Here is a 13422-nt window from a genome sequence, read left to right on the forward strand (position 1 = left end):
ACGCCTTTATGCAGAGCATGGGCCATGAGGTGCGCACCCCGCTCAGCGTGATCACCGGCCTGCTGGAGATGGAGCTTCAGGCGCTTGATGCGCGGCATGAGCATAATGAAAACCTGAATCTGATTTGGGAATCCTCGCTGAATCTGCTTTCGTTGATTGGCGACATGTTCGATGTCTTCCGTGCCGATAACCCGCAGCTGAACGGAACGATGCGCAGCACGCATCTGCCGCAGCTGATCCACAGCACGGTGGCGCTTTACCGGCAGCAGGCGGAAGCGAAAGGGATCACCCTGAACGTGCTGATTGAGCTCTCTACCGAGCGCTTCACCACCGATCCGCTGTTGATTATTCGCATCCTCTCCAGCCTGCTGCGTAACGCCATCAAGCATGCGCATTGTCAGGAGATAGACGTTGAGGTGTATGAGGGCAGCAGAACGCCGGACGCCACGACGATCCCGCTGGTTATCGAGGTGTGTGACCAGGGTGAGGGCATTGACCCACATCAGCTGGAAGAGATCACCGGACGCGCTCACCGCGTGACGCTGAAATCAGAGTGGACCGACACCGGGTTCAGTTTACCGGCCTGCCTGTTTATGGCGCATGCCGCCGGTGCGCAGGTGCGCATCGACAGTGAACCGCATGAGGGTTGCGTGGTCAGCCTGCACTTCAACGCGGAGCCTGCCGCCAGTAAGGTGTTGACCCCGCCGCCCGTCGACCAGGCGCGCAGTCTGCATATTCTGGGGGTGGATGACTACCCGCCAGCACGCCGTGCGCTGCAGCAGCGGCTGGAGTCCTGGGGGCACCGGGTGTCGCTGGCGACCCAGGGCGCTGAGGCACTGTCGATGTGGCAGCAAAATCCTGACTGCTACGATGTCATTATTACCGACTGTACGATGCCAGAGATGGACGGCTATGAGCTGGCACAGCAGATCCGTCATACCGAACAGCTTAACGGTCATCCACCGGTTCCGATCTTCGGCCTGACGGCGATGAGCGGGGCAGAGGCGGCAGAGCGCTGTATCGCTGCCGGTATGAATGAATATCTGGAAAAGCCGCTGACGGCCGAGAAACTGCAGACGCTGCTGGATCGTTATTTTGCCGTCGGCAGCGCGAAACCTGATCGTGTGAGTGATACCACACGGGCGCTGCAGGCCGAAATGGCGGAGGTCAACCGGGAAGATGCCCGCCAGTTGACGCAGTGGCTGGCACAGAAAGATCGCGATAAGGTGGGGCGTATGGCGCACCGTATCAACGGCGGCGCGCGGATGATGAACATGTCATCGTTGCAGAAGGCCTGCGAACAGCTGGAAACGGCCTGTCACAACGACGACGCCTGGCAAGAGATTGAGCTTCTCGTGCAGCGCGTGCTGGACGAGATCGCCCGCGTTAATCAACAGTTGGTGTCTGAGGAAGAGGGATGATGAACGTGCTCCCCAGCGCACAAAAACAGATACAGACGGCCTGCACGCTTATCGAGAACATTCTGGGAGGCGAGCTGATGGCGATTCACTTATACGGGTCGGCGATGGACGGCGGCCTGAAACCGCTGAGCGATATCGATCTGCTGGTCACGGTGCGCTCACCGCTGCGGGATGAACAACGCCATGCCTTAATGCAGCAACTGCTGGCGGTTTCGGCCTGGCCCGGGACGTCGGAGATTTACCGGGCGCTGGAGGTGACGGTGGTTGTCTGGTCGCAGATGGTGCCATGGCGATTTCCGCCCGTGCGGGAGCTGCAGTTTGGGGAATGGCTACGGGACGCGATATTAAACGGCGAATACGAACCGGCGCAGCCCGACCCCGATCTGGCGATTTTACTCACCAAAGCGCGGCAGAACAGCCTTGCCCTGCGGGGAGAGGCGGCCAGCACGCTGTTTGAGGCGGTGCCAGAACGCGATCTGCAGCAGACGTTTCGTCAGACCCTCGCGCTGTGGAACGGGGCCGAGGATCTGGAAGGTGATGAGAGGCATATCCTCCTGACGCTGGCGCGCATCGGGTATAGCGTAGAGACCGGTCAGATCGCAGCGAAAGACGAGGCGGCGGCCTGGCTGATGCCACAGCTGCCTGCGGCCCATGCGAAACTGCTGGCTGAGGCGCGCGCAGAATATCTCGGCAAGGTCACCGTAGACTGGACAGAAAAAATGCCTCAGGTTGAGGCATTTGTCCGCGATGTCAAAAAAGCGATTGAGAAAAAACTGGCGTTATCCTAGCGCATGGTCACAAACTCTTCCGCCGCCGTAGGGTGGATCGCCACGGTGTTGTCGAAGTCTTTTTTGGTTGCGCCCATCTTCAGTGCCACCGCGAAGCCCTGCAGGATCTCATCCATGCCGAAGCCAATGCCGTGGATACCGACAATCTTCTCTTCCGGGCCGACGCAGACCAGCTTCATGCGGCACGGCTGACGGTGAGAGGTGACGGCGGTATACATCGCAGTAAACGCGGATTTATACACTTTCACCTGATCGTCGCCATACTGCTCGCGCGCCTGCGGCTCGGTTAAGCCGACGGTGCCGATTGGCGGGTGGCTAAAGACCACGGTCGGGATGTTGCTGTAGTCCAGATGTTCGTCCGGCTTGTTGTTGAACAGACGCTCGGAAAGGCGACGCCCTGCCGCAACAGCCACCGGGGTCAGCTCAACCGCGCCGGTGTTATCCCCAACGGCGTAAATGCCCGGCACGCTGGTGTTCTGGAATTTATCAACGACGATGTAGCCTTTTTCGTCGGTTTTCACCCCCGTCACGCCGAGGTTGAAGTTGTCGTTGGCGGGTTCACGGCCAATCGCCCAGATCAGGCAATCCACGGTCTGGCTGCGGCCATCTTCCAGCTCAAGCGTCAGGCTGCCGTCTGCATTTTTCACCACCGCTTTTGGCACGGCATTGGTGTGCAGGGTTGGGCCTTCGGTGTTCATCACTTCGACCAGCGTATCCACAATCAGCGGGTCAAAGCTGCGCAGCGGCGCGTGTTTACGCACGAACAGGTGCGCCTCAGCACCCAGACCGTTAATCACGCCGGCCAGCTCCACTGCGATGTAGCCCGCGCCCACGATGGCAACGCGTTTTGGCAGGGCAGGCAGTTCGAAGAAACCATCAGAGTCGATGCCATATTCCGCGCCCGGGATATTCGGGTGGCTCGGGCGACCGCCGGTGGCGATCAGGATGTGATCGGCGGTGATCGTCTCACCATTCACTTCGATCGTCTTCGCGTCCACAAAACGGGCGAAACCGTGAATAACGTCGACATTATTTTTACCCAGCACGTTGTCGTACGAGGTGTGAATACGGTCGATGTAGGCGGTACGGCTGGCGATCAGCTTATCCCAGTCGAAATGGTTTATGGTGGTGTCAAAGCCGTAATCCGGGCCATACATATGGATAGCTTCACGGATTTGCGCTGCATGCCACATCACTTTCTTCGGTACACAACCCACGTTCACGCAGGTGCCGCCCAGCGCTTTGGCTTCAATCAGCGCACATTTCTGGCCGTACATGGCCGCACGGTTGATGGAGGCGATGCCGCCGCTGCCGCCGCCGATTGCGATGTAGTCATAATGCTTAGTCATAGCTTTTGTCCTTAATCGTGAATTGCCGCGATTGTATACCTGAAATCAATAGTTTCCACCGATGGCTGCGATTACTCCGGCACGATCCAGCTGACGCTGGTGTGGCCTGTTCCCGCTGGCACCAGCGTTTTGTGCAGCCACGGCAGGACGTTGTTCATCTGCGCTTCGAGCTTCCATGGCGGGTTAATGACGATCATGCCGGAGGCCGTCATGCCGCGCTGGTCGCTGTCCGGACGTACCGCCAGCTCAATCTGCAAAATTTTGCGGATGCCGGTCGCTTCCAGGTCTTTGATCATGCGCTTGATTTGCGCACGCAGAACCACCGGGTACCACAGGGCATACGTCCCGGTGGCAAAGCGTTTGTAGCCTTCGTGGATGCCGGTCACCACCGCCTGATAGTCGGTTTTGATTTCGTACGGCGGGTCGATCAGCACCAGGCCGCGACGGGAAACCGGCGGCAGTTTGGCTTTCAGCTGCTGGTAGCCATCGGCTTTTTCCACGCGGGCGCGGCTGTCTTTCTGGAATTCAGAACGCAGCAGCGGGAAGTCGCTCGGGTGCAGCTCGGTCAACTGGATGCTGTCCTGCTCGCGCAGCAGCTGGCGGGCAATCAATGGCGAGCCGGGGTAGTAGCGCAGCTGCCCGTTGCGGTTGAAGTGATTCACCACGCCAATGTACGGCTCCAGTTCGGCAGGCAGGTCGTCCTGCTGCCAGATGCGGGCAATCCCTTCCAGATATTCACCGGTACGCTCGGCGTGTTCGCCGCTCAGCTGGTAACGGCCCGCGCCCGCGTGCGTGTCCAGATAGAGAAACGGCTTCTCTTTCTCTTTGAGTGATTCAATAATCAGACTCTGAACGGTGTGTTTGAGGACGTCGGCGTGGTTGCCTGCGTGAAAGCTGTGGCGATAACTGAGCATGGGTAATGAAATTCCGATGAAATGACGATTTGCCACAGTTTACAGCAGAACGGCACAGATTACCCGTCGGCCCGCGAAGCGCAGGCATTGAAATCCTCTACACTTAACCCCATTACCAGACAATATGCACAGCGCCGGATGCGCGCTTCATTCATCTTATTCAACAGGACAGCGTTTATGACCAATCCATTACTGACGCCTTTTTCGTTGCCACCGTTTTCTAAAATCCTCCCTGAGCATGTGGTTCCAGCCGTGACGCAAGCGCTGGACAACTGCCGCGCGGCGGTAGAAAGCGTGGTCGCGCAGGGCGCGCCGTACACCTGGGAAAATCTGTGTCAGCCGCTGGCCGAAGTGGATGACGTGCTGGGGCGTATCTTCTCCCCGGTGAGCCACCTGAATTCGGTAAAAAACAGCCCGGAACTGCGCGAAGCCTACGAACAGACCCTGCCGCTGCTCTCGGAGTACAGCACCTGGGTCGGCCAGCACGAAGGGCTCTACAAAGCGTATCGCGATCTGCGCGACGGCGACCATTATGCTGAACTGAACACGGCGCAGAAAAAATCCGTCGATAACGCCCTGCGTGATTTCGAGCTTTCCGGGATTGGTCTGCCAAAAGAGAAACAGACCCGCTACGGTGAAATTGCCGCGCGTCTCTCTGAGCTGGGCAACCAGTACAGCAACAACGTGCTCGACGCCACCATGGGTTGGACGAAGCTGATTACCGACGAAGCGGAACTTGCCGGGATGCCGGAAAGCGCGCTGGCGGCCGCTAAAGCGCAGGCCGAAGCGAAAGAGCAGGAAGGCTATCTGTTGACCCTGGATATTCCAAGCTATCTGCCGGTGATGACCTACTGCGACAACCAGGCGTTGCGTGAAGAGATGTACCGCGCCTACAGCACCCGCGCCTCCGATCAGGGGCCGAATGCCGGTAAGTGGGACAACAGCCCGGTGATGGCGGAAATCCTCGCCCTGCGTCACGAGCTGGCCCAGCTGCTGGGCTTTGACAGCTACGCGGATAAATCCCTCGCCACCAAAATGGCCGAAAACCCGCAGCAGGTGCTCGATTTCCTGACGGATCTGGCTAAACGTGCCCGTCCACAGGGTGAAAAAGAGCTGGCCCAGCTGCGCGCCTTCGCCAAAGCGGAGTTCGGCGTGGACGAGCTGCAGCCGTGGGACATCGCTTATTACAGTGAAAAACAGAAACAGCATCTCTACAGCATCAGCGACGAGCAGCTGCGCCCGTACTTCCCGGAAAACAAAGCCGTCAATGGCCTGTTCGAAGTGGTGAAACGGATTTACGGCATCACCGCCAAAGAGCGCACCGACATCGACGTCTGGCACCCGGACGTGCGTTTCTTCGAGCTGTATGACGAGAAAAACGAGCTGCGCGGCAGCTTCTACCTCGATCTCTACGCCCGTGAGAACAAGCGCGGCGGGGCGTGGATGGATGACTGCGTGGGCCAGATGCGTAAAGCCGATGGTTCTCTGCAGAAGCCGGTCGCGTACCTGACCTGTAACTTCAACCGCCCGGTAAACGGCAAGCCAGCGCTGTTCACCCACGACGAAGTGATTACCCTGTTCCACGAGTTCGGACACGGCCTGCATCACATGCTGACCCGCATTGAAACCGCAGGCGTGGCCGGGATCAGCGGTGTGCCGTGGGATGCGGTCGAGCTGCCAAGCCAGTTTATGGAAAACTGGTGCTGGGAGCCGGACGCGCTGGCGTTTATCTCCGGCCACTACGAGACCGGCGAACCGCTGCCGAAAGAGCTGCTGGATAAAATGCTGGCGGCGAAAAACTACCAGGCGGCGATGTTCATCCTGCGTCAGCTGGAGTTCGGCCTGTTCGACTTCCGCCTGCACGCCGAGTTCAGTCCGGAACAGGGGGCGAAAATCCTCGAAACCCTGGCCGAGATTAAAAAGCAGGTTGCCGTTATTCCAGGGCCAACCTGGGGCCGCTTCCCGCATGCGTTCAGCCACATCTTCGCGGGCGGCTATGCGGCAGGCTATTACAGCTACCTGTGGGCCGACGTGCTGGCGGCGGATGCCTTCTCTCGCTTCGAAGAAGAGGGGATCTTCAACCGCGAAACCGGCCAGTCGTTCCTCGATAACATCCTGACGCGCGGCGGTTCTGAAGAGCCGATGGTGCTGTTCAAACGCTTCCGTGGCCGCGAGCCGCAGCTGGATGCGATGCTTGAGCATTACGGGATCAAAGGCTGATTGTTACGTGAAGATCTGCTTAGTGGATGAAACAGGCGCCGGAGACGGCGCCTTATCTGTTCTGGCCGCCCGCTGGGGGCTGGAGCACGATGAAGAGAACCTGATGGCGCTGGTGATGACGTCAGCGCATCTTGAACTCCGTAAACGCGACGAGCCGAAACTCGGCGGGATTTTTGTCGATTTTGTGGGGGGCGCGATGGCGCACCGGCGCAAGTTCGGCGGCGGCCGCGGTGAAGCGGTGGCCAAAGCGGTCGGCATCAAAGGGAGCTATCTTCCTGACGTGGTGGATGCCACGGCGGGATTAGGGCGCGATGCGTTTGTGCTGGCGTCGGTCGGTTGCCGCGTGCGGATGCTGGAGCGCAATCCGGTGGTGGCTGCACTGCTCGATGACGGTCTGACGCGGGGCTATGCTGATCCGGAAATCGGCCCGTGGTTGCAGGAACGACTGCAGCTGATCCACGCCTCCAGCCTGACGGCGCTGACGGATATCACCCCGCGCCCGCAGGTGGTCTATCTTGACCCGATGTTCCCGCATAAGCAGAAAAGCGCGCTGGTGAAGAAAGAGATGCGGGTGTTTCAGTCGCTGGTGGGGCCGGATCTGGACGCCGATGGGCTGCTGGAGCCCGCTCGCCAGTTAGCGACGAAGCGAGTGGTGGTGAAGCGTCCTGACTATGCGCCGCCGCTGGCGGACGTTGCCACTACCAACGCGGTGACCACCAAAGGGCACCGGTTTGATATCTATCCGGGGACGCCGGAAGAGTGCGGGCTGATGCCCTCACCCTAACCCTCTCCCTGTGGGAGAGGGAACAAACATTAAAAACGGCAACCATGTTGCCGTTTTGCTTTTACCTTGTAGGCCCGGTAAGCGTTAGCGCCACCGGGCTTTTTTGCACTTACTCGTCTTCTTCGTCACGCAGCGGAACAATCAGCATATCCACGTGAACGGTGTTAATCAGCTGGCGCGCGGAAGACATCAGCTTGCTCCAGAAGTCCTGATGGTGACCGCACACCACCAGGTCCATGTCATATTTCTTGATCGCATCCACCAGAACCTGGCCCAGATCGCCGCTGCCGCTTAAGGTTTCGGTAATCGGGTAGCCTGCGTTGGTGGAGAGCTCGCTCAGGGCGTGGTGTGTCTCTTCAGAGATGCGCTTTTGCATGTCGCCGAGATTGACGTCGATCAGACCGGTGTAAAGGTCGGAGTAATTCACATCAACGTGAATCAGGGAAACTTTCGCGTTGTAGGGACGTGCCATGGATACCGCTTTATCAACCAGCACTTTGCTCTCCGGAGAGAGGTCTACCGCGATGAGAATGTGTTTGTAAGCCATAGTGTTACTCCTTCCTTAAGTTATCGATGACTAAATGTGAAAGCCGTCGTCTGATACTTTCATTACGGCCCAGTAAAACATATTTTTCAAGCTTTGGTGTTGATAACGATTAACCTTGTGGCAAAAAAATTAACGGATCTCCTACACTATTTAATGAGCCGTTCGGATATGAAAACGCGAACCGGATCGACTTTTGGTCATTCTTTCACTGAACTGTCTGTCAGGGCATTGGGGTGCGGTAGCTCAGGAGCCTTGCTTCGTGGGCGGACGCCGGGGAGGATGTATGATTAGCACCGTCGCATTGTTTTGGGCGTTATGCGTAGTTTGCATAGTGAATATGGCGCGCTACTTCTCATCGTTACGTGCGCTGTTAGTGGTACTTCGTGGTTGCGATCCGTTGCTTTATCAGTATGTGGACGGTGGAGGTTTCTTCACCTCGCATGGACAGCCCAGCAAGCAGATGCGTCTGGTGGGATATATCTACTACCAGCGCTACCGCGATCATCACGATGAAGAGTTTATTCGTCGCTGCGAGCGTCTGCGTCGTCAGTTCATTTTGACCAGTGCCCTGTGCGGGCTGGTCGTGGTCAGTATGATTGCATTGATGATTTGGCACTGAGCAGAAAACATAAAAAAAGCGGGTCAGTTTCCTGACCCGCTTTTTTGTCGCCCTCAGCCGATTAAATCAGCTTCAGCGAAATCCAGTACAGCCCGCCAGAGAGCAGGATTGATGCCGGAAGGGTGAACACCCAGGCCATCAGAATGTTGGTCACGGTTTTGCGCTGCAGACCGCCACCGTCAACAATCATGGTACCTGCCACGGACGAGGAGAGTACGTGGGTCGTGGAGACTGGCATACCGGTATAGCTTGCCAGACCGATAGACACCGCCGCCGTCATCTGCGCGGACATCCCCTGCGCATAGGTCATGCCTTTCTTACCGATCTTCTCGCCGATGGTGGTCGCCACACGACGCCAGCCAATCATTGTGCCGATACCCAGTGCCAGCGCGACGGCCATGATGATCCAGATTGGCGCGTACTCAATGGTGTTGAGCATGTCGCTTTTCAGTTTCTTCAGCAGACGTTTATCGTCACCGTTCACCTCTGGCAGCTTCGCGACTTTATCGGTCACGTCAGAGATACAGAGCATGATGCGACGCAACTGACCACGCTGTTCAACGGCCAGTTTTTCATAGCTTTCGATGTTGCCCAGCATGCCTTTCGCACGTTCCAGCGCGTTAATCGCGTTTGCCGGATGGCAGTGGAACTCGCCTGGTGCCGTGGTGGCGCCCGCTTCCGGAGAAGGGATTAACTGGTCAACGCCGGTCGCCTTTTTCAGCAGGTCAGGATGCTGCTGGAAATAGGTTTCAACGTTGTTGACCGCATCACGGGTACGCGTGATTTCGTAACCAGAGGCGTTCATGTTGACCACGAAGCCTGCCGGCGCAACACCAATCAGCACCAGCATCACCAGACCAATGCCTTTCTGCCCGTCGTTCGCGCCATGAGAGAAGGCCACGCCGATAGCGGAAATGATCAGGGCGATACGCGTCCAGAATGGCGGCTTTTTCTTGCCGTCTTTCTTCTCACGCTCTGCTGGCGTCAGGTGGATACGCGCACGTTTCTTCGTGTTGCTCCAGTAGCGACGCAGGATGAAGATCAATCCACCCGCAACCACCAGACCCACGATAGGGGAGATGATCAGAGAGCCGAAAATCCCGAGTACTTTTGGAAGGTTCAGCGCATCAACAACCGATGTACCGGTCATCAGGGCATTGGTTAACCCGATACCGATAATCGCGCCGATGAGAGTGTGAGAACTGGATGCAGGCAGGCCGAAATACCAGGTACCGAGGTTCCAGATAATTGCAGCAAGCAGCATTGAGAACACCATAGCGAGGCCATGGCCAGAACTAACGTTAAGCAGCAGATCCGTTGGCAGCATATGCACAATGGCATACGCAACGCTCAGTCCGCCCAGGAGGACACCAAAAAAGTTAAATACCGCCGCCATAACAACCGCAAGCTGCGATCGCATTGCGCGAGTGTAGATAACCGTTGCTACTGCGTTTGCAGTGTCGTGGAAGCCGTTGATCGCTTCGTAAAACAGTACAAAAACCAGAGCAAGCAAAAGTAAAAGCCCGGTATGTAAATCCAGGCCGGCAAACAAATGTAGCATAGGACGTTACGCCATTTTGAGGACATGAACGCGGCGCATTATCCAGGACAAATGCGCAACGGGCAAAGTGAAATATAGACTTTTTTTGACATACCACCTGAAATGGGAAAAGCGCCCGAAAGGATATTCTTTAAATTTCAATGGAATGGCTTTGTAATATCTTTTTACGCTGGTGTGACCACAGAGGAAACTTTACAATCCGCGGCAGTGAATAATGAGGATTTTGACGTGGAAAGGTTTGATGCCGTGGTAATTGGCGCCGGTGCGGCGGGTATGTTTTGTGCGGCGATGGCCGGACAGGCGGGTCGTCGCGTGCTGCTGCTGGATAACGGTAAAAAGCCAGGCCGTAAAATCCTGATGTCCGGCGGCGGGCGATGCAACTTTACCAATCTCTATGTTGAACCTGCGGCGTATCTGAGCCAGAACCGGCATTTTTGTAAATCTGCGCTGGCGCGTTACACCCAGTGGGACTTTATCGATCTGGTGGGTAAGCACGGCATCGCCTGGCATGAGAAGACGCTGGGCCAGCTGTTCTGCGACGACTCCGCGCAACAGATTGTCGATATGCTGGTGGCCGAATGCGAAAAGGGCGGCGTGGTCATGCGTCTGCGCACGGAGGTGCTGGCGGTCACGCGTGACGAACAGGGCTATACGCTTCAGCTCAACGGTGACACCGTCAGTGCCAATAACCTGGTGATTGCCAGCGGCGGTCTGTCGATGCCGGGGCTGGGTGCCTCGCCGTTCGGCTACAAAATTGCCGAGCAGTTTGGCCTGAAGGTGCTGCCGACCCGCGCCGGTCTGGTGCCGTTTACGCTGCATAAACCGCTGCTGGAACAGCTCCAGACGCTCTCCGGGGTCTCCGTTCCGTCCGTTATTACCGCTGAAGACGGGACGGTGTTCCGCGAAAATCTGCTCTTTACCCATCGCGGCCTCTCCGGCCCGGCGGTATTGCAAATCTCCAGCTACTGGCAGCCGGGGGAGTTTGTCACGGTTAACCTGCTTCCCGATTGCGATCTGGACGCGTTCCTCAACGCGCAGCGTGCCGCGCACCCGAATCAGAGCCTGAAAAATACCCTGGCCATGCAACTGCCGAAACGTCTGGTGGAGTGTTTACAGGTTTTAGGCCAGATCCCGGACGTGTCGCTCCGCCAGCTTAACAGCCGCGAGCAGGAGACGCTGGTCGAGACCCTGACGAACTGGCGCGTGCAGCCAAACGGCACCGAAGGCTACCGCACGGCGGAAGTGACGCTGGGTGGTGTGGATACGCATGAACTCTCTTCCCGCACCATGGAAGCGCGCAACGTGCCGGGGCTCTATTTTATTGGTGAAGTGATGGATGTGACCGGCTGGCTTGGCGGGTACAACTTCCAGTGGGCATGGGCCAGTGCCTGGGCCTGCGCGCAGGCGCTGGCAGAGAAATAATCACGCAACGCAATTATTGCACCAACTTTTCCCGCTCTTTCAACTAAGCTTCGACCAGGTGCCCCGCTGCGTTCGCGGGGCCATATTCCTTTTGGTCAGAGCATTCGTCATGCAGCTACTCAGTATTATCATTTTGCTTACCCTTACCGTGGTGATCCATTCGCTGTGGATGTTTGGCGTTTTAAAATTCATAAAACTTGAAGTGGATTCAGCGGTACGCATTGTCTTACGCAATGTTGGCATCGTTATCTCCATGATCTTCGCGCATCTCCTCGAAGCCGGGCTGTTTGCTGCGTTTTATTTTGTCATTGACGCATTTAAGGACTGGAATACCAGCTTCTATTTTTCGCTGGTCAGTTACGCCACCGTGGGGTACGGCGATGTCACGTTACCCCAGCACTGGCGGCTCATCGGCGGCGTAGAGGGGCTTATCGGCGCCCTGATGGTTGGCTGGTCTGTGGCGGTGCTGGTAGCGGTGCTGCAGCGTTTGCGTGGCATGACCGCCTAAACGACAGATGCGCACGCCCCGCCTGGTAAGGTAAAGTACCCCCTTCTTGCGTAGCCGACAGGGCTACGGCTTTGAGGGTGAAGAGGCTGAGTAACAGCCCACGCCTTTCTGTTCCTGGTTTACGCCAGTTTGCATGGTGTTGTGTTTTGTCTGCCAAAAGGGTTTTGTATGTCTGCTGCTCATCTCGGTTTCCCGACGGAAACCGTTGTTGTCTTTGTGGTGATGGCCGTTGGGGCGATGTTTATCGACCTCTTTATGCACCGTCACGATAAACCGATCTCGCTGAAAAGTGCCGCCATGTGGTCCCTCTTCTGGGTCATGATGGCGATGGCGTTCGCCGGGTTCCTGTATGTTCACCATGGTGCCGAAATGGCGAGCCTGTTCCTTACCGGTTACGCGCTGGAAGAGGTGCTCTCTGTCGATAACCTGTTTGTGATGATGGCGATCTTCGCCTGGTTCGGCGTGCCGGATAAGTATCGTCACCGCGTCCTTTACTGGGGCGTGCTGGGGGCGATTATCTTCCGCGGTATTTTCGTGGCGATCGGCACCAGCCTGCTGAGCCTGGGGCCGTACGTGGAGGTGATTTTCGCGCTGGTCGTCGGCTGGACGGCGGTGATGATGCTCAAGCGCAATGAAGAGAGCGACGAGGTGGAGGATTACTCCGGGCATCTCGCGTATCGCCTGGTGAAACGCTTCTATCCTGTCTGGCCGAAAATCAGCAGCAATGCCTTTATTCTGACCCAGAAAGAGGTGGATGCGGAGCTTGAAAAACCGGAAAACCAGGACGTGATGGTGGGACGCGTTAAGAAGGCGAAGCGCTATGCGACGCCGCTGCTGCTTTGCGTGGCGGTTGTCGAACTCTCTGATGTGATGTTCGCCTTTGACTCCGTGCCAGCCATTATTGCCGTGAGCCGCGAACCGCTGATTATTTACAGCGCCATGATGTTCGCCATTCTGGGCCTGCGTACGCTCTACTTCGTGCTGGAAGCGCTGAAGCAGTATCTGGTGCACCTCGAAAAAGCCGTCGTGTTGCTGCTGTTCTTCGTGGCGTTCAAGCTGGGATTAAATGCCACCGATCACTTCTGGCATCACGGTTACAACATTGGCGCCACGGCAAGCCTGTTTGTCGTGCTCGGCGTGCTGGCGCTGGGGATTATTGCGAGCGTGATGTTCCCTGGAAAACGCGAGGCATGATACCTCGCTTTTCTCCCTCTCCCTGTGGGGTGAGGGGGAACATACGACTGTAGAGGTTATTCCGTTCACTTTATGTTCCTTGCTACTCTGTAACA

At 57.1% G+C, this 13422-nt stretch carries 12 protein-coding genes; 8 read left to right on the forward strand and 4 right to left on the reverse strand.

What is annotated here, in order from left to right; all coding sequences use genetic code 11:
- Together LDK53_RS22200 and LDK53_RS22205 are read left to right on the forward strand one after the other, a co-directional pair.
- Positions 1 to 1421, forward strand: a 1421-nt coding sequence (locus LDK53_RS22200; protein WP_225288099.1) for a response regulator, incomplete at its 5' end; no start/stop codon positions are given.
- Positions 1418 to 2209, forward strand: coding sequence for an aminoglycoside adenylyltransferase family protein (locus LDK53_RS22205; protein WP_225288100.1), 792 nt, complete (start codon positions 1418 to 1420; stop codon positions 2207 to 2209). The genes LDK53_RS22200 and LDK53_RS22205, both read left to right, overlap by 4 nt.
- Here the strand turns inward: LDK53_RS22205 and gorA are convergent.
- Together gorA and LDK53_RS22215 are read right to left on the reverse strand one after the other, a co-directional pair.
- Positions 2206 to 3558: a glutathione-disulfide reductase gene (gorA, locus tag LDK53_RS22210; protein WP_045286391.1), complete on the reverse strand. Its 1353-nt coding sequence runs from the start codon at positions 3556 to 3558 to the stop codon at positions 2206 to 2208. The two genes, LDK53_RS22205 and gorA, sit on opposite strands and share 4 nt — an antisense overlap.
- 71 nt (positions 3559 to 3629) lie before the next feature.
- Entirely contained in the window at positions 3630 to 4472 is an 843-nt protein-coding gene (locus LDK53_RS22215; RefSeq protein ID WP_008503119.1) for a 23S rRNA (adenine(2030)-N(6))-methyltransferase RlmJ, read from the reverse strand.
- Between the two features lie 177 nt (positions 4473 to 4649).
- On the opposite strand from LDK53_RS22215, the gene prlC reads away from it, so the two are divergent.
- Both prlC and rsmJ read left to right on the forward strand, forming a co-directional pair.
- Positions 4650 to 6692 carry an oligopeptidase A gene (prlC, locus tag LDK53_RS22220; RefSeq protein ID WP_047959656.1) on the forward strand — a complete coding sequence of 681 codons (2043 nt, stop codon included), beginning with the start codon at positions 4650 to 4652 and terminating at the stop codon, positions 6690 to 6692.
- A 7-nt stretch (positions 6693 to 6699) separates the two neighbouring features.
- Positions 6700 to 7476 carry a 16S rRNA (guanine(1516)-N(2))-methyltransferase RsmJ gene (gene rsmJ, locus LDK53_RS22225; RefSeq protein WP_094919626.1) on the forward strand — a complete coding sequence of 259 codons (777 nt, stop codon included), beginning with the start codon at positions 6700 to 6702 and terminating at the stop codon, positions 7474 to 7476.
- 109 nt (positions 7477 to 7585) lie between these two features.
- Here the strand turns inward: rsmJ and uspA are convergent, their stop codons facing one another.
- Entirely contained in the window at positions 7586 to 8023 is a 438-nt protein-coding gene (gene uspA / locus LDK53_RS22230) for a universal stress protein UspA (RefSeq protein WP_003861223.1), read from the reverse strand.
- A gap of 283 nt (positions 8024 to 8306) precedes the next feature.
- Between uspA and uspB the strand changes: the two genes are divergently transcribed.
- Entirely contained in the window at positions 8307 to 8642 is a 336-nt protein-coding gene (gene uspB / locus LDK53_RS22235) for a universal stress protein UspB (protein WP_003861224.1), read from the forward strand.
- A gap of 61 nt (positions 8643 to 8703) precedes the next feature.
- Here the strand turns inward: uspB and pitA are convergent, their stop codons facing one another.
- Positions 8704 to 10203, reverse strand: a complete 1500-nt coding sequence (gene pitA / locus LDK53_RS22240; RefSeq protein WP_225288101.1) for an inorganic phosphate transporter PitA — start codon at positions 10201 to 10203, stop codon at positions 8704 to 8706.
- A 228-nt stretch (positions 10204 to 10431) separates the two neighbouring features.
- On the opposite strand from pitA, the gene LDK53_RS22245 reads away from it, so the two are divergent.
- The 3 genes from LDK53_RS22245 (at position 10432) to LDK53_RS22255 (ending at position 13327) form a co-directional block, all read left to right on the forward strand.
- Positions 10432 to 11625, forward strand: coding sequence for an NAD(P)/FAD-dependent oxidoreductase (locus LDK53_RS22245; RefSeq protein WP_225288102.1), 1194 nt, complete (start codon positions 10432 to 10434; stop codon positions 11623 to 11625).
- A 109-nt stretch (positions 11626 to 11734) separates the two neighbouring features.
- Positions 11735 to 12133, forward strand: coding sequence for a potassium channel family protein (locus tag LDK53_RS22250; protein WP_025759666.1), 399 nt, complete (start codon positions 11735 to 11737; stop codon positions 12131 to 12133).
- A gap of 168 nt (positions 12134 to 12301) precedes the next feature.
- Positions 12302 to 13327, forward strand: coding sequence for a TerC/Alx family metal homeostasis membrane protein (locus LDK53_RS22255; protein WP_025759668.1), 1026 nt, complete (start codon positions 12302 to 12304; stop codon positions 13325 to 13327).
- The last annotated feature ends 95 nt before the right edge of the window (positions 13328 to 13422 follow it).

Origin of the sequence: Enterobacter sp. K16B, assembly GCF_020216105.1 — a bacterium.
Taxonomy (GTDB): domain Bacteria; phylum Pseudomonadota; class Gammaproteobacteria; order Enterobacterales; family Enterobacteriaceae; genus Enterobacter; species Enterobacter sichuanensis.